The organism is Jejuia sp. G7-7, from assembly GCF_055808955.1.
Genome location: NZ_JBVVSZ010000001.1, coordinates 1,111,368 through 1,132,254, shown reverse-complemented (window position 1 = coordinate 1,132,254; position 20,887 = coordinate 1,111,368). Strand labels below are relative to the sequence as shown.

The 20,887-nt window shown below is 32.4% G+C and carries 12 protein-coding genes, 1 tRNA gene and 3 pseudogenes; all 16 read left to right on the top strand.

Going from position 1 to position 20,887, the window contains the following annotated elements; genetic code table 11:
- The first annotated feature begins 1 nt into the window (after position 1).
- The 16 genes and pseudogenes from AC0L5U_RS05485 (at position 2) to AC0L5U_RS05410 (ending at position 20,842) form a co-directional block, all read left to right on the top strand.
- Positions 2 to 76: transfer RNA gene (locus AC0L5U_RS05485), tRNA-Pro, on the top strand.
- A 611-nt stretch (positions 77 to 687) separates the two neighbouring features.
- The gene (locus AC0L5U_RS05480) at positions 688 to 969 is read left to right on the top strand and encodes an RNA polymerase sigma factor (protein ID WP_473415095.1); all 282 of its coding nucleotides are present in this window, start codon (positions 688 to 690) and stop codon (positions 967 to 969) included.
- Positions 885 to 1,277, top strand: a complete 393-nt coding sequence (locus AC0L5U_RS05475) for a sigma-70 family RNA polymerase sigma factor (RefSeq protein WP_473416174.1) — start codon at positions 885 to 887, stop codon at positions 1,275 to 1,277. Before AC0L5U_RS05480 ends, AC0L5U_RS05475 begins: the two co-directional genes overlap by 85 nt.
- A 163-nt stretch (positions 1,278 to 1,440) precedes the next feature.
- Entirely contained in the window at positions 1,441 to 2,613 is a 1,173-nt protein-coding gene (locus AC0L5U_RS05470) for a FecR family protein (RefSeq protein WP_473415094.1), read from the top strand.
- 171 nt (positions 2,614 to 2,784) lie between these two features.
- Complete coding sequence (locus AC0L5U_RS05465) at positions 2,785 to 4,062, top strand: TonB-dependent receptor plug domain-containing protein (protein WP_473415093.1); 1,278 nt, start codon at positions 2,785 to 2,787, stop codon at positions 4,060 to 4,062.
- Between the two features lie 15 nt (positions 4,063 to 4,077).
- Positions 4,078 to 6,213: pseudogene (locus AC0L5U_RS05460) on the top strand (SusC/RagA family TonB-linked outer membrane protein); the annotation flags it as partial.
- Between the two features lie 356 nt (positions 6,214 to 6,569).
- A complete protein-coding gene (locus AC0L5U_RS05455; protein ID WP_473415092.1) occupies positions 6,570 to 7,709 on the top strand; it encodes a RagB/SusD family nutrient uptake outer membrane protein in 1,140 nt (379 codons plus the stop codon).
- A gap of 201 nt (positions 7,710 to 7,910) precedes the next feature.
- Positions 7,911 to 9,098 carry a redoxin family protein gene (locus AC0L5U_RS05450; protein WP_473415091.1) on the top strand — a complete coding sequence of 396 codons (1,188 nt, stop codon included), beginning with the start codon at positions 7,911 to 7,913 and terminating at the stop codon, positions 9,096 to 9,098.
- 25 nt (positions 9,099 to 9,123) lie between these two features.
- Positions 9,124 to 9,423 (top strand): DUF4369 domain-containing protein, encoded by a 300-nt coding sequence (locus AC0L5U_RS05445; protein ID WP_473415090.1) that lies wholly within the window; start codon positions 9,124 to 9,126, stop codon positions 9,421 to 9,423.
- A 170-nt stretch (positions 9,424 to 9,593) separates the two neighbouring features.
- Positions 9,594 to 10,319 carry a TlpA family protein disulfide reductase gene (locus AC0L5U_RS05440; protein WP_473415089.1) on the top strand — a complete coding sequence of 242 codons (726 nt, stop codon included), beginning with the start codon at positions 9,594 to 9,596 and terminating at the stop codon, positions 10,317 to 10,319.
- A 182-nt stretch (positions 10,320 to 10,501) separates the two neighbouring features.
- On the top strand, positions 10,502 to 12,070 hold the full coding sequence (locus tag AC0L5U_RS05435; RefSeq protein WP_473415088.1) for a hypothetical protein: 1,569 nt from the start codon (positions 10,502 to 10,504) through the stop codon (positions 12,068 to 12,070).
- Positions 12,071 to 12,074: 4 nt separating this feature from the next.
- A complete protein-coding gene (locus tag AC0L5U_RS05430; RefSeq protein ID WP_473415086.1) occupies positions 12,075 to 12,590 on the top strand; it encodes a protein-disulfide reductase DsbD domain-containing protein in 516 nt (171 codons plus the stop codon).
- 171 nt (positions 12,591 to 12,761) lie between these two features.
- Positions 12,762 to 15,572 carry a M16 family metallopeptidase gene (locus tag AC0L5U_RS05425; protein WP_473415085.1) on the top strand — a complete coding sequence of 937 codons (2,811 nt, stop codon included), beginning with the start codon at positions 12,762 to 12,764 and terminating at the stop codon, positions 15,570 to 15,572.
- 177 nt (positions 15,573 to 15,749) lie between these two features.
- Entirely contained in the window at positions 15,750 to 17,732 is a 1,983-nt protein-coding gene (locus AC0L5U_RS05420; RefSeq protein ID WP_473415083.1) for a protein-disulfide reductase DsbD family protein, read from the top strand.
- Between the two features lie 36 nt (positions 17,733 to 17,768).
- Positions 17,769 to 19,267, top strand: a pseudogene (locus AC0L5U_RS05415) (aminotransferase class V-fold PLP-dependent enzyme).
- Between the two features lie 88 nt (positions 19,268 to 19,355).
- Positions 19,356 to 20,842, top strand: a pseudogene (locus AC0L5U_RS05410) (pyridoxal phosphate-dependent decarboxylase family protein).
- Positions 20,843 to 20,887: the final 45 nt, after the last annotated feature.

Genomic DNA, 20,887 nt, shown 5'->3' with positions numbered 1-20,887 from the left:
TCGGGGTGTAGCGTAGCCCGGTTATCGCGCCACGTTTGGGACGTGGAGGCCGCAGGTTCGAATCCTGCCACCCCGACTACCTAGTAATAGGTGAAACTAAAACGCTGTTAATTATATAATTTTCAGGTGTTTTTTGTTTTTTATGATACCGTTTAAAATCATTCAAAACCAATTAAAAGGTGAACAATTAAGTATATACTTTCTTCGCTGAATTGTCATAATTTTAAGGAGTTTTTTAGGAGTGATTTGACTTTTGTCTTTACAAAATTATTTATTAAGTAAAGACAATAACAATGCTGATAAGCAAAATATTTTTAGTCATTTTCTTTACGAGAAAAACAAGAAGCCTTCTAGGTGAACTATCCATTTATAAACGGAAAACGTTCAGAAACTACTCTAAAACTTAGTGTGCCATCAAATGAATGAGATAGTACCAAAAATAGGATGCGAGAGTATTCAAACAAAGCAAGAGTTTTAAATCAATAACTGGATTAAACATATAACCAATTGCTGGATTACCAAAAATAGTTCTTACAAGAAGATAAAATCATTTCATCTGTGAGTGTTTGAGGCTACATTCAATAATTGTCATTTAACAATATTTGAACTTTACTAATAATTTCATAGTTGTAACTAAATTTACCTTATAATAATTTTATATACTTTTACCATGTTAAATTCTTTTAAATGTCCAATCAGAATAAATTAAAAGATAATCTGTTAATAGAACGTCTTAAAAATGATGACAAAAAGGCACTTACACTTATATATAATGATTTTTGGAAACCTTTATTCATTTCTTCATATAACCTTTTAAAAAACAAAGAACTTTGTGAAGAAATAATACAAGATGTCTTTATTGATTTATGGAACAATAGAAAAAAATACAAATATCGGTTTCACTTCAAGCTTATTTATATGCCTGCACTAGATATAAAGTATTTGCGCAATTTAGAAAACGCAAAATAATTAGGGTAGAATTATATGAAGACTTAAAAAAACGATTTCAGTATTCTACACCTGAAACCAAAATAATGCACAAGGAATTAGTCGCTCAGATTGATGCTGTTGTGGAAACTCTTCCTAAAAAATGTAAAAACGTATATAAACTAAGTCGACAAAAGCAATTAACTCATAAAGAAATTGCCAAGGAACTTGATATTTCGACAAAAACAGTAGAAAACCATATAAGTTTTGCATTGAGAACTTTACGAAGTGCCCTTGGACACATGCTGAGTATTGAATTAATAGTATTTATAAGTCAAAATATAAAGTAACTGATTTATTAATTCAATAATAATTTTTGATTAATCGTATTGATAATACTACGGTTATCAATAATTTCTTGTTGTTTTTTCAAAAAAACAACATTTTTTTTAGGGGATACTTATACAAAAAGACACACTATATATATACCCCATAATCTTAAATCACAAATTGATGAATAAAGAAGAGATAAACAAAGAGGACTTTCAAGAGTTAATTGAAAAATATCTTGATGGAAAAACGACTCTTGAAGAGCTGAAATTGTTAGTTAACTACTACGAAAGCTATCAGCAGGAATACACATGGGTTGAAGAACTAGGTTCAGAAGAAGTAACTAGAAATAGAGTACTCATTAATATCCTTGAAGAACTGCAAAACGATGAAATAAATAGTATTAAGGTCATTCCGTTTTATCAAAAAACTATATTTAAATATTTAGTTGCTGCATCGTTGGTATTATTAATTTCATTGCCCTTTGTTCTTAAAAAGAGAGACAATATTACCGTAGAGCCAGAAGTAGTCAATATCATAAATAATAATATCAAAATTGGAAGCGATAAGGCTACATTAACTTTAGACGATGGTTCTAATATAGTTTTAGAAAAAGGTGAAAGTTTAAGTATCAATAATATAAAAAGTAACGGGCAAAAATTGGTTTATATCAGCAATACAAAAGCAGATAAATCAGAAATTACATATAATTACTTAACAATCCCTAGAGGCGGGCAATTTTATCTTGAGCTTGAGGACGGAACTAATGTTTGGTTGAATTCTGAATCTAGATTAAAGTACCCTACATTTTTTATAAAAGGAGAAAAGCGTGAGGTGGAGCTAGTTTATGGAGAAGCTTATTTTGATGTATCTCCAAGTTCAAAGCATAATGGTTCTAAATTTAAGGTAGTATCAGGAATTCAAGAGATTGAAGTTTTGGGTACAGAATTTAATATAAAGGCTTATAAAGATGAAAGCCACATTTACACAACCTTAGTAGAAGGAAAAGTAGCTATTAATAGTGGTAATTATAAACAAGTCTTAAACCCTAATGAGCAGTCTATTATAAATATAGATAATAATGATATTGTAATTACAGAGGCAGATGTATATTCTGAAATCGCCTGGAAAAAAGGACTGTTTAATTTTAAGGATAAGTCCTTAAAAAGTATTATGAAGGTTATGTCAAGATGGTATGATGTGGATGTCGTTTTTGAAACTAAAACGCTAGAAGATATACGTTTTAAAGGCGTTATCAGTAAAAATCAAAATATAGAAGAAATATTAATCCTTATAAAAAATACAAATTTTATTAACGCCTATGGGATAAACAAAAATACAATCACCATCAAATAATTAAAAATAAAGAGGAACAAAGCTTAGACCGTCCAAAGTATAAGGCTTTATCCCCCAATTTTTAGAATTACTAATTAATTAAATGTTTAACTAACTAATAACATGCAAATTTATGGAATTTAAACTAACCAAACCTTTTCTTTTTTTGAAAGGAAATTACTGCAAAACATTATGAGAACACTTATTTTCTTATTGTGTCTAAGCGTTTTTAGTGCTACACCAATTAATGTTTTATCACAAAACGCAAAAATTAAGATTGACGAAAATAAACAAGTAACTGTTGATGAAGTTTTTGATCTGATTATGAGCCAAACAGATTACACCTTTATCTACCAAATAGATATGTTTAAAGATTTTCCAAAGGTTAATCTAGAAAAAGGAATAGTTAAAGCTAGCAAACTTTTAAAAAGAAGCCTTTCTAATGGTGAGTTTGATTTAAGTTTAACAGCAAATAAAACGATTGTAATTACAGAGTCTAAAAGTGTAATTCAGCAGGAGGTTACAATTACTGGCACGGTTACAGATACAAATGGTGTTCCTTTGGCTGGTGTTTTGGTCACTCTAGGTGATAATGACAAAGAAGGTTTTTATAAAATTGGTGTTGCTACAGATTTTGATGGTAAATATAGTTTAACATACATGCAAAAGGAAAATGAAACAGAGCGTATTTATACACGGATGTACGGTTATAAAACTGTTTTTGAAGTTGTAAATGGAAGAACAACTATAGATTTTGTACTGGAAGAAGATATTAGTAAATTAGATGAAGTCGTTATTGTGGGTTACGGTAGTACAGTAAGAAAAGATCTTACAGGTTCTGTTGGTTCAATTAAAAATGAGCAAGTTACTCAGGTACAATCTCAAACGGTAGATCAGGCTTTAGTTGGTCAGTTATCTGGTGTTTTTGTTGAGTCTAACGCTGGAGCACCAGGAGCTGGTGCCTCAGTAAATATTAGAGGGTTAAGTCAAATTATAGGAGATAATCAACCACTATATGTTGTTGATGGGGTTCCTATTCTTGCGAACCCAAATTTCGGAACTTTTACTGGTGCAGGAAACAGGGAGAATCCACTATTGGCAATCGACCCAAATAATATAGAAAGTGTTGATGTTTTGAAAGACGCATCTTCTGCTGCTATATATGGTTCTCGTGCTGCTAACGGTGTTATTTTAATAACCACAAAAAAGGGAAAGCGCAATCAAGCGCCACGTTTTAATTTTTCTGCAAATGCAACGTTTCAAAATCCAACTCAAAAAGAAGATTATTTAAATGCAGACCAATACAAAACATTTGCTTCAGAACAAGCACAAATAATTTTGGATGGATTACCTGACAGGTTTCAACCTGCTTTTGCAGTACCTTTTGCTATAGTAAATGATCCAGATAATTATTTTGGAGATGCAAATACGGATTGGCAGGATAAAATTCTTAACAAGAATGCCTTATAGAATCAGTATAACTTTAGTGTTAATGGTGGTTCAAAAAAAACAAATTATTTTGCTTCAGCTTCAATAAATCAACAAGACGGTCTCTTAATAGGGAATAAGTTTAAGAAATATAATTTAAGCGCTAATTTTGATTCTCAAATAAAAGATAATTTTAAAATTGGAGCCTCTATAAATTATACGTACGGCAAAAATAATCAATCCGGTCTTTTGTCTTTAAATAATGGGAATTTTAGACCAGACTTAGGTGTTTATGATGCGGATGGCAATCCTACTGAAGTACAATCTAGTAATGGTTTTAGAGGACGTACTTTTATAAATCCCGTTGAAAATTTAGCTAAGGTAAGTGATCAGGCTATTTCTCAAAATGTTTTAGCTTCAGTATACGGGGAACTTAAGTTAGTTAAAAACTTAAAGCTAAGATCACAAATTAATGTGGGTTTAAATAACGACAAAAGTTCAATATTTAATCCGTCGTTCACTTCTACTGCACAAATAGAGGGACAAAGGAGAAACTTTGAAGGCGCTTATATGGCCAACCAAATTACAGATGGTTATACAACATCGTTCAGTAATACATTAAATTATAACGTAACGCTTAAAGAAGACCATCGTTTAGATGTGGTTGCAGGTTTATCTTGGGATAGATTCTATTTAAATTTAGAAACTCAGAATTATTCTGGCTTCCCAGATGATTTTGAACTCATAGACATAAGCTCTGCAACTAATGTTTATGATTTTGGAAGTGCTACATCTGAAACGGGTTTAAATTCTATTTTTGGTAGAATAAACTATAACTACAAAGATCGCTATTTAGTTACATTTACTGCAAGAAGCGATACGTCTGCTAAATTTGGCCCCAACAATAGACGTGGTTTTTTCCCTTCAGCAGGATTTGGATGGAATATACACAATGAAGCTTTTTTCAATAAAGAAAGTTTTATTAATCAGTTAAAACTAAGAGCTAGTTTAGGGCGAACAGGGAATGATAATATACAGGCCTTTTCGTACCAAGCTTTCTACACCACTTTAGGAGTTGGAACGTTTTATGATGGCATAAATGGTATTTCTGTACAAGACTTACCAAACCCAGATATACAATGGGAATCAACAGATCAATTAGATTTAGGTTTAGAATTTGGGTTGTTAAATGGACGTGTAAACGGCGAGATTGTCTATTTTGAAAAGAACACAAGCGACCTTATTTTATTAACACCCGTTCCTCACGAAACTGGATTTCAAGATTTCTTTGGTAACGTTGCTGATGTATCTAACAAAGGTTGGGAATTTAGCCTCGGTGCAGATGTTATTAGAGCTAAAGATTTTAAATGGAATACTAATTTTAACATCTCTTTTATTAAAAACAATGTGGACGCTTTAAATGGTGGGACAAATCAAAACAGTCCATTTTTACCAGCACTTGATGGTATTCAAGAAGGCGAGCCAATTGGTTATATTTTAGGTTATGATGTGGTAGGTATAGCGCAAACACCAGATGATATAGACGCTTTAAATGCAGCTGCACCAAGTGGGAATTATTTTAGTGGTTTAAGAGCCCCAGGTGATTATATTTTTAAAGATATTGATGGCGATGGTGAAATTACAGATAATGACCGCAAGAATTTAGGAGATATTAATCCAGATTATTTTGGTGGTTGGAATAATACGATAACTTACAAAAACTTTGATTTATCATTTAATTTTCAATTTGTACAAGGTAATAGTAGGAGGTGGGTGATTCCAGGAAGATTTGCTGCGAGTAGAATAGATTTAAGTTTTAATCACCCTATTCAAATATTAAATACATGGAGTGAAAATAACAACTCTGCAACATATGCAAGATTAGGTTCTAGTACGCATAGACCTTCAGGTGGAGCTACATCAAAAGATGTACAAGACGGTTCTTATACACGATTAAGGTATCTTGGGTTAGGCTATAATCTACCGCAAAAATTAGTTAATAATATTGGTTTTAATACGGCTAGAATAACATTAAGTGGTAATAATTTGTTTACTATAACTAATTACCCAGGACAAGACCCTGAAAATGTAACTGTATTCCCAGGAGGTTCATCAATCGGCAGAAGAACTGATGCAGGTTTTGCGTATCCTCAAGCAAAAACATTCACTTTTGGAGTTCAATTAAGTTTCTAATCATTAAAAATGAATCAAATGAAAACAATAAAAAACATATATATACTGTCATTAATTCTAATGATTACATGCTTTAATTCGTGTCAATTAACAGAAGAAATAGATGATTTTGAGCGTCCTTTTTCTCTAGGAGCTACAGAAATAACTAATGAATCTACTGCAGAACTTGCATTAACTGGGGTTTATTCTGGTTTTGGAACTTTTATAGGAGCAGGAAATCCACATATTTACATTATACCTTCATTACTAAGTGGTGTAGCACAACCTGGTTTTGATAGAGGAGCAGAAAGTGAGGCGATTTCAATTAATGTACCACTCGCAACTGGTACCGTTGATATGAGAGGGGGTATACAAGATTGTATGGTATTATTAATAATGCCAATTGGTTACTTGAAGGTATTGCAGATATACCAGAAGCTACATTTTCTAACCCCAATAGAAAAAATGAAATCATCGCAGAGGCAAAAGGAATGCGTGCTACAGCTCACTTTTATTTATTGCGCCTTTGGGGACAATTTTATGATTTAAATTCTAATTTCGGAATTGTTGTAAAAACAGCTTCAGCGGAATCAAATATAGCTTTTCCTAGAAATAACGTAGCAGATAGTTATGCTAGTATTATGGAAGATTTAGACCATGCTATAGCTAATGCACCAGATTTAAGAGCTAAATATTTTATTAATAAGTCTTATGCAAAAGCTTTAAAAGCGAAAGTATTATTATATCAAGGTAATTATTCTCAGGCAGCTACATTGGCAAAAGAGGTGCTTGATACTTCTGGAGGTGATTTTCAGTTGGCTGCTACAGTTAATGAGATTTTTGATAATACAAATGATGCACTTTTTAATTCTAGCGAGCTTCTTTTTGGCTCAAGAGGCATTACAAATGAAGAAGACTTAAGATTAGGTAATTTTTGGAGTGGATTTTATTCAGAACTTACTGAAGACTATCGTAATATTTTCACAGGAAGCGTTGTAATCAATGGTCAAACTATTAATTACGATGATAATAGTCGGTTTTTTGAAGACTTTTCTGGAGGTACAGGTAAATTTGCAGAGTTTTTCCCTTTTGCGGGAGAGACTTTTGAAATGCTATACCACATGCGTATAGCAGAACTATACTTAATTTATGCTGAGGCTGATGCTAGAGCAAATAATGCAGTTACTACAGATGCATTAAATGCATTAAATGCCGTAAGAACAAGAGCTGGAGCTACTACAACTGGTGCTGATGGTTTTGAAACATACCCCACAAGTATTACACTATCTGACTTTTTAGAAGCTGTTAGAGTTGAAAAATGGGTAGAGTTAGGTACAGAAATGGGAGAAGAATGGTTTGATTTGGTTCGTTATGATGCAGCTGATGGCTTTGGGTCTGGTTTTCAAGTATCAGATGTCAAATCTTCTGCAACAAATCCTGATAAATTTATTTTACCAATTCCATCAGAATCAATTCAATCTGGAGGTAATGTTGTAGAGCAAAATCCAAGTTATTAGTACTTTATTTCCAATCATCTAATTTCATTTAGATGATTGGAAACTTTAAAGAACTTCACTTTTTCAAAATATCTGGTATACTATGTTTAATGGCAATACGTCCTTTTACGTACTCAGCTAATTCTATTTAGCTTGTATTTGATATTAAATTTAGTAGGAGTGTATAAATAATTAATTGTTTTAACATAAAAATTGATATTAATGAAACAGACATTAAAATACATCACATTTTTTTTATTGACAGCCATATTTGTGGTGTCTTGTAAAACAGAAGAAAAAAAACACCCCAACCAGTTCACTCTAAAAGGAGAGATTAGGGGGCTTGAAGGAAATTTATATTTCAGGCATCCGGATAAAGAATATACAAGAGAAACAAAACCAGATTCTATAGTAGTTGTTGATGGGAAATTTAATTTTTCAGATACCATTTCCAAATTAACACTCATTAGAATGTTCCCAAGTTTTCAAGGGCCAGATAAAAAACTATTTAAGGTTCCTGCTGACGGTCAAGGTTATTTTCCATTTAAATGTACCAATTTCATGTTTTACGCCTATCCTGGAGCAGAGATTAAGGTTTCTGGAGAAGCTACAGATTTTATGAATGCTTATCCTGAAGGTGATAAGTTTAACGATGCACTAGCTGTTATTAATAAAATTACGTTTCCAAATTATAATGAAATAGGAAACATTGCTGTAGCTAATACACATGAAAAGGATTCATTAGTAATAACTAAAAATGAAGAAAAGGCAAACAGCATTTTTGAAAAGAATACAGACGCCATAATTGCCCATATTAAAAGCAATCCAAAATCATTGGGTGCCACATGGTATTTAAATGATTTACTACGAAGAAAACAAATTGATGAAATAGAGGCTGAAGCCCTGTTTGATGGATTGTCAACAGATTTGTCAGAATATGAAGACTATAAAAGTATAGCCACCAGAATAGCAGGGATAAAGAATACCAAAGAAGGTGCTCCAGTACCCTCAATTAAAACAACTGCTACATTAGATGGTAGTGAATTCAACATCAATTCACTAAGAGGGAAATATGTACTCATCGATTTTTGGGGTATTTGGTGCGGCCCTTGTGTAAAAGAAATGCCTGATGTAAAAGCATTTCAAGAAAAGCATAAAGACAAGCTGGTTGTTTTAGGTGTTAATTCTGGGGACACGAAAGAAAAAGTTCAAAAATTTGTTAATGAGAATAATTATGATTGGCAACAGATACTAAGTGAGAGAAAAAACACTTCTGATAATTTTGTAACCCGATTTAACGTACAAGGATTTCCAACAAAGCTTATTATTGACCCAAAAGGAAATATTGTAAAACGATTTGTTGGAGGTGGAGAAGATGCCTTTAAACTATTAGAAGAACTATTAAAATAATCATCAATCAAAATAAATAAAAATCATGAAAATAGGATTTAAAATAAAGTATGTATTGACGTTTTGCTTATTAGTAACATTAGCTTTTACCAGCTGTAAAAAAGAAATACCATTTAATGGCTATACAGTTTTAGGAACTGTAAAAGGCATAGAGCAAGCCACAGTTAAATTAATAGAAAATAATTTTACAGATAGAGGCGCTGAACCTAAAATTATTGATAGTACCCAAATGATAAATGGTACTTTTAAATTTAAAGGAATTATTAAACATCCTGATCGTGTAACCATAACAATAGGTGATGAATTTAGGAGTTCATTTTTTTAGAGAACAGTAATATTGTTTTAAGTTTTGATACAGCTGAATCAAACCGCGGTAATCTTAAAGCAAAAGTTACAGGTTCAGTATTACAGGAAACCTATGAAGTACAGCAAGCAAAACTAGACAGTATCAATAATCAGGAAAAATTTACTGTTTTAAAAACGATAAGATCTAAAATGGAAGCTGCTTATAAATCCAAAGATGATGCTAAAATAAATGCATTCAAAGTATGGAGGAGTCAATTTATGGATTTGCTAAATGAACAGCAAAATGAAAGAAAATCTTTTATGATTCAATATGCAAAAGACCACCAAGAGTCTGCAGTAGCACCTTGGATCTTAGGTTTTCAGTTTAGTGAAGGACGTATGTCCAAAGAAGAAATGAAACAGATTTACCCAATATTTAAAGGTGCTGCCAAACATACAGCCATGTTTAAGTATTACGATAAAACCTATAATGATATATTTAAATCCTTAGGAGAAGGAGCAATAGCACCTGATTTTATATTGAATAATTTAAACGGTAAAGAAGTTACGCTTTCTAAAATAAACGCCAAATACAAGTTAGTTGATTTTTGGGCATCTTGGTGTGTACCTTGTAGAGCTTCCTTTCCACATTTAAAAGAATTGTACAAAAAATACAATAAAGATGGATTCGAAATTGTAGGCATTGGAACAGCCGATGAAGAAGGAAAATGGAAAAAGGCCATTGAAGAAGACCAAACGCCATGGATGCATTTAAATGATACTGGGGCAGATCATCAATGGGGCGTTGTGGCAAGACAATATGGTGTTCCATTCTTGCCAACTACGTTTTTAATGGATGAAAATGAAAAAATAATTCTTAGAAATCCTAAAAAATCTGAATTAGACGAAAAACTAAAAGAACTTTTTGGACATTAATAAAAGTAACTCCTTTCGTTAAATTTTTCTTATAGTTATTTTGAGTTAGTCACTATAAATGAAAGGTAAAAAAGGGGGGTGGATTATCTCCCAACCCCTTTTTTAAACTTAGTGTTTTGTTAGCAAGGGCATATCATTAAAAGTAAGTATTAGTAAATGCAATAAACTATTAAACATTATTTATGAAAATATATATAAATAGATTTTTTCTAATTACTGTTCTTCTAATACCATTCATAAATCATGGTCAGGAAAAATTAGATATAACAGTATTATATGTTGGTTATAGTTCAGATAAACCAATGCCCGAAAATATAGAAGCTGTTCAGGTTACAGGAGGCATGACACCAGAACGTTTTAAAGCCGAATATGGAAAAAGAATGCCTGCATTTAAAACACTTTTAAGCACATACTTCACCAAAATTACAACTGTTGATGCCAGAGAATATAATGAGAGTATGTCGTTAAAACATGATGTAACCATATTCGATCAAGCTCCAACACCAATAAAAGAACGTGTAATTCACAAAGATTCTATAACTGGAAGGGTTATAGGAGTGGAACCTGCTAAATATGTGAGTGATGATTTTAGTAGTCCATCAATTTTTATAGGCCACACGGCATCTACTATAGGCGCTAGCTTAGGCTCTAAATTAGATTGGTATTGCCTTTGTCTAGATAGACATGCACACCATATAAAAACCGAGCACACAATTTTTAAAGGGCCTTTTAAAACAGATATCACTCTAAAAAACAGGACTACACCAAGTGGTGTTTTTAAAGCTTTTGATGGCGGAAATGTACCCAAAGAAATTCCTATGTGGGAAGTGGATGCCGAAGGCTATGAAGATGGCAAAGGGTTTAGAATAGGTATGGTAGCTCGTGGTTGGGGATTTGAAGATTCTCCTAATGCTGAAGTTATTTCAAGTGGCGTTTGTACCAAACAAAAAACGGCTGTTGCTCTTGGCAGACATGGAAACTTCTTTTTGTGGGGTTTTGCCGGATCACCAGATAATATGACCGAAGAAGCTAAAAAAGTATTTGCCAACACCGTTGTTTACATCAATAAGCATCAAAATGATAAGATTATAGCTAAAAAATACAATGAAAGAATTGCAACTAAGGTATATATAGATGAGTTGTTATATTATACCACAAAGGCATCATATTTAGCACATGTAAAAACATATAAGAAGTTTAACGAAGATGGTATTAAAGCTAAAGCAGCAGCAGAAAAAAAGCAAGCAGAAGGAAAGGGCCTAACTGAGACGGAAAAAATGATGCTTAATAGTAAACCACAACCTATTAGAACAAGAGAAGAATATTTGAAAAAGAATATTGGAAGAAATTCATGGTCTAAAATAACAGGTATAGATACGCTTGCTATTAGAACCTACCTTAATGAAAATAGAGATTATTTTTATTCTGAACCGGCAGGCTTGTATGATTTAAAAGTTGATAACGATATTAAAAGTCTGGGCATTGCAAATACAAATATAAAAGTGCTTGATAAAGCCATTAGCTTGTTAGAAGAAAATGTTGATGTTGATAAAGGGTATAGAATCTTATTGCGATATACTTTAGAAAATTTTTCTTCTGCTTCAGCATGGAGATCTTGGTTTAATAAAAATAAAGATAACATGTTCTTTACTGAAACTGGTGGTTATGTATGGATGATAAATGATGCTAATGCTAATCCAAAAGTAAAACCAAGAAGCGAAAAGGATATTGATGTATTAAAATTTAAGTAATCGTATGAAAATCAAAACGTATTCTTTCTTTATCATCATTTTAGTAGTTCAATTCAGTTGGGCACAAACCACAAAAGTATTGTCAGCTCTAAAGCAAAAAGTTGATAAAGCCGCTATGGTTCTTAAAACAAATGAAACCACCCCTGTAGATCCGGTTTCCATAAACGCAACGCTTGTTTGGTCCGACGATAAAACGCAGTTGGCAGTTGTAATGAAAGTTAGTATTGAAGATCAATGGCATATTTATGCCTATGTGCCAAAAACAGAGCCATACATTACTTCGGAATTACGGTTAGAGCTTCCTAAAGGAATTATTAAAATCGGAGATTGGGAAAAACCATATAGCGAACCTTATGACGATGGGGTGTATGTTTATCATGGCGATTTAGTGTTTGTTCAGTATTGTTCGGTTGGTAATTATAGCAATGAAGCTATGATTACAAGTGGCATGTATTACCAAACATGTGATTTGCACAAGTGCTTTCCGCCTGAAACAAAAACAAAAGCATTAAAGCTCTAAGGTTATAAATAATAACAACTTTTTAAACTGAAAAAAACTTCTAAGTTAGAAAAAGAATAAATCAAATTAAGAATAAAATTATTTATACCAATTTAACATTTCCTTAATAGGGGCAGATTAAGATTTTCAACTCTATAGTTATATAAACGAATAATAAAACTAATAATTAATATGACTAGTACAACGTTTTTAAAAACTTACGTCTTTATACTTTCAACGGTATTGACGTCCTTTTTCTTGAATGCACAAGAAACCACATCAAAATTTACAAAAGTGACAGAACTTGAGGGTATAGAAGAATATTTATATACGCCTAACGGAATGAATATCTTATTGGTGCAAGATAATTCAGCCCCTGTAGTAACAGTACAAATAGTTTACAGGGTTGGTTCTAAACACGAAGTGCCAGGAAATACAGGTTCTACACATTTATTAGAGCATTTGAATTTTAAAGGCACGCCAACGTTTAATAAACGAAACGGAAATGCCATATTTAACGTATTACAGGGTATGGGAGCCCAAATGAATGCTACGACTTGGAACGACAGAACTAATTATTACGAAACCATCCCAAGTGATAAAATAGAAACAGCGCTTCATATAGAAGCAGATAGAATGCGAAACTCTTTATTGTTAAAAGAAGATAAAGATTCAGAAATGACAGTAGTTCGAAATGAATTTGAACGTGCAGAAAATAACCCCAATAGGTTGCTAAGTAAGGAAATGTGGGCAACAGCTTATATGGCGCATCCTTATCATCATTCTACTATTGGATGGCGTTCAGACATTGAAAACATGCCTATAGAAACATTAAGAAAATTCTATAACACCTATTATTGGCCAGATAATGCAACATTAACCATTATTGGTGATTTTCAAAAAGAATCCCTTTTTAATTTGGTTAATAAATACTTTGGTAAAATAACAAAGGCTCCTCACGATATGCCACAGCCTTATACAACTGAGCCAGCTCAATTGGGACCAAGAAGAATAATTATTAAGAAACCTGGTCAACAAGGTATTGTTTCTATTGGCTACAAAATACCAGGTAGAATGCATGAAGATTTACCTGCCTTACAGGTGTTAAGTCAAATTATAGGTTCTGGAACTTCTTCTATACTTAACAAAACATTTGTAGATAATGGTATAGCGCTTTTTGGGTATTCAAGAGCTTCAAATTTTAAAGAAGTAGGATTACTTAATGTCGCATTAGGTATGACTCCAGATAAAGATCATGAAGACATAAATGCACAATTACTTGAGATGATAGCTGCAGTAAAAGAAAATGGTGTAACTCAAAAAGATGTTGATCGCATTGTTGCAAAGCTTAATGCGCAAACTATTTTATCTAGAGACGGTTCGGGTAGTATTGCTGGGGAATTAAATGAAGCCATTGCAGGAGGCGATTGGAAAGATTATATCAATGGAATTAAAAGACTTAGTAAAGTTACAGCAGAAGATGTAAAACGTGTAGCAAATACGTATTTATTGCAAGACCAAAGTACAACGGGATATTTTATACCAAAAGTACCAGGAGGGAATAAAGCTGTAGGTCAAAAGCCTGCTAACTATATGCCTAATAGCGACAATAAATATTTTTACAGAAATCCTGAGCATACAAACGAAGATGGTCACGACGATTCTAGTATAGTATCTCAAGAAGCTATTTCCGAGATTAGTTCAGCATACCAAACCATTGAAATATCGACCAAGGGTGAAAAATTCACTCGAAAAAACATTGCCGGAATTGATGTAATTACTGCCAAAACGGGAGCAAAAGATTTTTTAACCGTATCGGCAAGTTTTCCTATAGGCGATTATTTAAATACAAATGGCAATGAAATGGTACCATCCTTAACAGCACAAATGCTAAGTAAAGGTACCTCTAATAATGATAAATTTCAATTTTCTCAAAAACTAGAAAAACTAGGCGTTACATTAAGAGTTAACGCTAGCACTCATAAAGTAAGTATAGGTTTTAAGTGCTTGAAAAAAGATTTAAATGAAGTTATTAATTTATTAGCCGAAGAATTGAGATTTCCTTTATTTGATGAAAAAGAATTTAAGCTGGTAAAACAGCAAAATGAAGGTGGCATGAAACGAGGACTAACAGACCCAGGAACTCAAGGTTCCATAGCGCTTTCTCAAGCCATATACCCAAAAGGACATCCTAACTATACTACCGATATTCAGACATCAATTGACAATTTAAATAAGGTGACTTTAGATGAATTAAAAGCGTTTCACAAAACCTATTTTGGTCCAGCAGATATGCATTTAGTAGCTGTTGGCGATGTTGACACCAAAGCTTTATATAAAGCGCTTAAAGTTGCTTTCAAAGGATGGACTGGAGGCGTTAAAGCTAAGGCTAATTTTGAAAACCCAATTAAAGTTGATGCTTTAACCAAAGTGGTTACAATTCCTCAAAAACCAAGTGCAGAAATGTATATAGGGCAGTATACAGGAATCCAAAGAATGGACGCAGATTATATGCCTTTTTACATAGGTACAAGTATTTTAGGTGGTGGTTTTTCAGGAAGGTTAATGCAGACAGTTAGAGATAATGATGGCTTAACCTATAGCATTGGAGCTAGTCATTCAGGACATACTTATGCAGGAGGCTACTGGGCAGTAAATGCATCATTCAACCCTAATTTATTTCAAAAAGGGCTAGATGCAAGCATGGTACAAATTAAAAAATGGGTTGAAGAAGGTATAACGAAGGAAGAGTTGGCTGCTAAAAAAACAAACTTAACAGGTAGTTTTAAAGTTGGACTTTCAACTACAGGAGGATTAGCAGGTGCGCTTTTAAGTTTTGTAGAACGTGGCTTAGAACCAAGTTATATAGATCAATATTCAAAAGATATTGAAGCCGTTACTTTAGAACAAGTTAATGCAGCCATAACTAAGCACATAGATTTAAATAAATTAATAATTATAAAATCAGGATCACTAGATGATAATGGTGAGCCTTTAAAATAAAGTTTAACATTTTATTAATAAGGGTTAATCCTTTTTTTAGACTCTTTGATAAAATAGAAAAGTCTTTCTTCATACATTTGTTTTAGTGTAATTTTTTGAGTTAGTCAGTCAATAAAAAGAAAGATGATAAAAAGGACTATTTTTTACAATAGTCCTTTTTTTAACCAAACCATAATTATGAAAAACTTATTATTAGTAGTTGCGTTATTCTTAACCGCAAATGTTTTTTCGCAAATTTTAGAACCTGTAAAATGGTCAACTTCTGTTGAAAAAATATCAGATACAGAGTATAATTTAATTGCAAAAGCGACTATTGAAGATGGTTGGCATTTATATTCTCAAGATGTTCCTGAAGATGGGCCAATACCAACAACTTTTACTTATGATAGTGTAGGATTTAAAACCATTGGAAAAACATCAGAAGAAGATGGACATATTGTTGACGATCCTGTTTTTGAAATGAAGATCAAGTTTTTTGAAGACAAGGCTGTTTTTGAACAAAAAATTGAAGTATCTGGCGATAAAAATACTTTTAATGGTACCGTAGAATTTATGGTTTGTGATGATACCAGATGTTTACCACCTACTGAAGTAGATTTGGTATTCAATATAAACGGAACTATTAATTCAGAAAACACAAATTCTACTGACGGACAATCCATAGATAACGACTCAGTAAACAAAATGCTTTACGGTATGACGCCTAAAGATGTTAAGTTAAAATCTGGTGAAATTCAAGAAAAAAAATCCCTTTGGACCATTTTCGGTTTAGGGTTTTTAGGGGGGTTATTGGCGCTTTTAACACCGTGTGTTTTTCCAATGATTCCTTTAACAGTTAGTTTCTTTACTAAAAAAGGAGGACAGAGTAAAACATCAGGTATTGGAAAAGCATTACTATATGGTTTCTTTATTTTATTAGTTTATTTAATTTTAAGTATTCCTTTCCATCTTTTAGATTCTGTAAATCCAGATATATTAAATGAAATATCTACCAACGTCTGGTTAAATGTGATATTCTTTTTAGTATTTATGTTTTTTGCCTTTTCATTTTTTGGGTTTTACGAATTAACATTACCATCAAGTTGGACAAATAAAACTACGCAAGGCGAGAACGCAGGTGGTTTAATCGGGATTTTCTTTATGGCGTTAACCCTAGCCATTGTCTCCTTCTCATGCACAGGTCCTATTTTAGGTTCATTACTTGCAGGTTCGTTAACTGCTGATGGTGGAGCATGGCAACTTACAGCAGGCATGGCTGGTTTTGGAGTGTCTTTAGGCTTACCATTTGCATTATTTGCGATGTTTCCAAATATGATGAATGCGTTGCCTAAATCTGGAGGTTGGTTAAATACTACTAAAGTTATTTTAGGGTTTTTAGAATTAGCATTGGCTTTCAAATTCCTATCTAATGCCGATCTAGTAAAACATTGGGGGCTATTAAAAATTGAGCCTTTCTTGATACTATGGATTATTATTTTTGCAGGATTAGCACTTTACTTATTCGGTAAAATTAAGTTTCCACATGATTCTCCAATTAAAAAACTATCTTTTTTTAGAATTAGTGGAGGTATTTTAGTTGCTGCTTTCGCTATCTATTTGGCATCAGGATTTAGAGTAAATAAAGAAACAAACACATTTACACCTTTAACTTTATTAAGCGGTTTAGCACCTCCTGTAGGATACAGTTGGTTGTATCCAAGTACTTCAACAAATAACTTGAAAACGTTTAAAGATTTAAAGGAAGGTATTGTTTATGCAACGCAAGTTAATAAACCCATCATGATTGATTTTACAGGATATGCTTGCGTTAATTGTAGAAAGATGGAAGAACATGTGTGGCCATTGCAAAAAATTGATAATTATTTAAGAAATGAATATGTTTTAATTTCACTCTATGTAGATGATAAAAAAGATTTGCCATCAGAAGAACAAGTTGAAGTAAACAGGGTTAATGGCGGTAAACGTTTATTGAAAAATTACGGTCATAAATGGGCTAATTTCCAAACACAATTTTTTAAGTCGAATTCGCAACCTTATTATGTGTTACTTAATTCAGAAGGTAATCAAGTTTTAAATGAGCCTGTAGGTTATACACCAGACGAAGATGATTATGCTAAATTTTTAGAAAGTGGTTTAGAAGTATTCAAGAAGAGTAAATAACAACGTCATAAATTTTCATATATCTCGATTTGTGTTATGATAGATTCATTAAAGAAAAAGACAACAAACCTTGAAAAATATTTCGAACAGTTTAGAAAGCATGTTATTGGAATAGATGAGTATTTTGATTCACCTTACGGAAGAAAAAAATAATATATGCTGATTGGACTGCTAGTGGTAGATTATATAGACCAATTGAAGACAAGTTAATTGATGAAATTGGACCTTATGTCGCTAATACGCATACTGAAACTTCAATAACAGGGTCGGCTATGACTCATGCATATCATGATGCCAGAAATATTATTAAAAAACATGTAAATGCCTCAAAGGATGATGTGCTAATTACTGTTGGTACTGGTATGACAGGTGCAATAAATAAGTTTCAGCGTATTTTAGGACTTAAACTTTGTGAGAATTTAAAAGAAAACACCATTGTTCCTGAAGAGAAACGCCCTATTATTTTTGTGTCGCATATGGAGCACCATTCTAATCAAACCTCTTGGTTAGAAACTATTGCAAATGTAAAAGTTATTCCGTCTAATAATGAAGGATTACCATGTATAAATAAATTGAAAATTTTGCTAGAGGAACATCAAAATACTCCTATTAAAATAGCTGCTATAACCGGATGTTCTAATGTTACAGGTATCAGAACAAATTATCATGAAGTAGCAAAAATGATGCATCAAAATAACGGACTTTGTTTTGTGGATTTTGCATGTTCTGCACCCTACATAAATATTGATATCCATCCTTCTGATGATGAAGATGCATACTTAGATGCTATTACATTTTCACCTCATAAATTTTTAGGAGGACCAGGTTCTTCAGGCGTTTTAATCTTCAATAAAAAACTTTATAAAAATTTAGTGCCAGATAACCCAGGCGGAGGTACCGTAAGTTATACCAATCCATGGGGAGACCATGATTATATAGATGATATTGAAACTCGTGAAGATGGTGGGACTCCAGGTTTTCTTCAAGCCATAAAAATTGCGCTTTCCATTCAATTAAAAGAAAAAATGGGGGTTCAGAATATTTTAGATAGAGAACATGAGCTTATTGATATAGTTTTTGACAAACTTAATAAAATAGAGAACTTAACGATCTTAGCTCCTGAACATCAAGATAGGTTAGGGGTCTTTTCTTTTTATATTGAAGATGTACACTATAATTTAATAGTTAAACTTTTAAATGATAAATTTGGAGTTCAAACACGTGGCGGCTGTTCATGTGCTGGTACTTATGGTCATTATTTATTACACGTAGATCAATTAACTTCCAAAGCTATTGAAGAAAAAATACTTGAAGGTTGTTTAATGGAACGACCAGGTTGGATTCGTATGTCTATTCACCCAACAATGACTAATGGAGACATTGAATTTATTTGTGAAGCCATAGCTGAGGTAGCTAAAAATTGTGAAGTTTGGGGAAAAGAATATGAATATAATGCAGTTAAGAATGAATTTATCCATTTTGAAAACCCTAATACCGAAAAAGAAATTACTCAAAATTGGTTTAGCTTAAAATAATTTTACTTCAGGAAAGAAGCGGGTTGATTTTTAGTTTGTTGCATTCTTAAACAGATAAAATAATGGCTTTTAATATTATCAAGATATAATGAAGGATATTCACTTTGCAGAAGAATGCAGTTTTGATGGGCTGGATAGAAAGGATATGACTCTTTCTAAAGATGATATGAAAAAATATGGATATCAAATTATAGATGCTATAGTTGAGCATTTTGATACCCAACATTTAAAGAGTCCAGTTTCAATGTCCACAAGAGATGAAATGGATAATCTTTTTTTGGAAGAAGCGCCAGAAATGCCTACAGACGCTTTTAAGGTATTGGAATTTGTCAAAAAAAACGTTCTTTCTGAAATCAATGTCGTTTCACATCCCAAGTTTTTTTCATTTGTACCTGGTCCCAGTAATTTTATAAGTGCCATGTCTGATAGTTTGGCAACTGGTTATAATGTGTTTTCAGGAGGTTGGTCTACTTCTGCAGCAGCAGCAGAGTTAGAAATTGTAACTATTAATTGGTTATTGAAACTGTTTAAATTTCCAGTAAAAAAGGGGGCGGTATTTTTACTAGTGGAGGTTCAATGGCAAATCTAACAGCTTTGGTAACGGCTAGAAGGCAAAAATGCAGCGATGATTTTAGTAAAGCAGTAATTTATATGTCAGACCAAACTCACTCTTCAAATATAAAAGCAATACGAACAATAGGATTTAAGAAAAGTCAGGTTAGGATTATATCTACAGATTTAGAATTTAAGATGTCCTTGAATAAACTATTGAATGCTATAGCTAGAGATAAATTGGAAGGACTACAACCTTTTTGTTTAATAGCCAATGCAGGTACAACAAATACTGGAACTGTAGACAATTTAGATGAAATAGCCAAAATTTGTAAAACAGAAAATATTTGGATGCATGTAGATGCTGCTTATGGTGGCGGTGCAATTTTATCTAAAAAAGGAGCTAAAATTTTAAAAGGTATTAGAAAAGCAGATTCTATAACTATTGATCCTCATAAATGGTTTTTTCAACCTTATGAGATGGGGTGTCTTTTAATAAAAAACCATAAATGGTTAAGTGCAACTTTTACTGAAAAACCTGAATATTTAAAGGATGTTGAAGGCAATCAATCTGAAATTAATTTTTATGACCATGGGGTTCAGTTAACCAGAAGATTTAGGGCTTTAAAGTTTTACATGTCCATTAAAACATTTGGCTTAGGAGCTTTTCGTGAAGCAGTAACATATAGTATAGACTTAGCTGAAAAAGTAGAAGGGTACATCAGAAAAAGTAAAAATTTTGAAATTGTTTCGCCAGCTACTTTGGCAGTAATTAATTTTAGATACAACCCAACTCATAAGAACTTTAGTGAAGCGCAATTAGATAAAATTAATCAAGAAATTTCTCAAAAAATCGTAAATTCAAGAAAGGCTATGTTGGTTACAACTATTCTTCAAAACCAAATCGTTTTAAGAATGTGTCTTATTAATCCGCGAACTACACTTAATGATATAAATGACATATTAAAGTTGTGCATTTCTCATGCAAGAGAGGTTGAAAAAAATATACTCAACCTACCTTGATAGATTAACAAAAAATTCATAAAAACTAACTAACAAATCAAATAA

What these genes read in the sequence shown, in the direction of transcription:
- AC0L5U_RS05480 (WP_473415095.1), top strand. Translation starts at nt 688, where the DNA reads ATGTCCAATCAGAATAAATTAAAAGATAATCTGTTAATAGAACGTCTT.
- AC0L5U_RS05470 (WP_473415094.1), top strand. Translation starts at nt 1,441, where the DNA reads ATGAATAAAGAAGAGATAAACAAAGAGGACTTTCAAGAGTTAATTGAA.
- AC0L5U_RS05465 (WP_473415093.1), top strand. Translation starts at nt 2,785, where the DNA reads ATGAGAACACTTATTTTCTTATTGTGTCTAAGCGTTTTTAGTGCTACA.
- AC0L5U_RS05450 (WP_473415091.1), top strand. Translation starts at nt 7,911, where the DNA reads ATGAAACAGACATTAAAATACATCACATTTTTTTTATTGACAGCCATA.
- AC0L5U_RS05445 (WP_473415090.1), top strand. Translation starts at nt 9,124, where the DNA reads ATGAAAATAGGATTTAAAATAAAGTATGTATTGACGTTTTGCTTATTA.
- AC0L5U_RS05440 (WP_473415089.1), top strand. Translation starts at nt 9,594, where the DNA reads ATGGAAGCTGCTTATAAATCCAAAGATGATGCTAAAATAAATGCATTC.
- AC0L5U_RS05435 (WP_473415088.1), top strand. Translation starts at nt 10,502, where the DNA reads ATGAAAATATATATAAATAGATTTTTTCTAATTACTGTTCTTCTAATA.
- AC0L5U_RS05430 (WP_473415086.1), top strand. Translation starts at nt 12,075, where the DNA reads ATGAAAATCAAAACGTATTCTTTCTTTATCATCATTTTAGTAGTTCAA.
- AC0L5U_RS05425 (WP_473415085.1), top strand. Translation starts at nt 12,762, where the DNA reads ATGACTAGTACAACGTTTTTAAAAACTTACGTCTTTATACTTTCAACG.
- AC0L5U_RS05420 (WP_473415083.1), top strand. Translation starts at nt 15,750, where the DNA reads ATGAAAAACTTATTATTAGTAGTTGCGTTATTCTTAACCGCAAATGTT.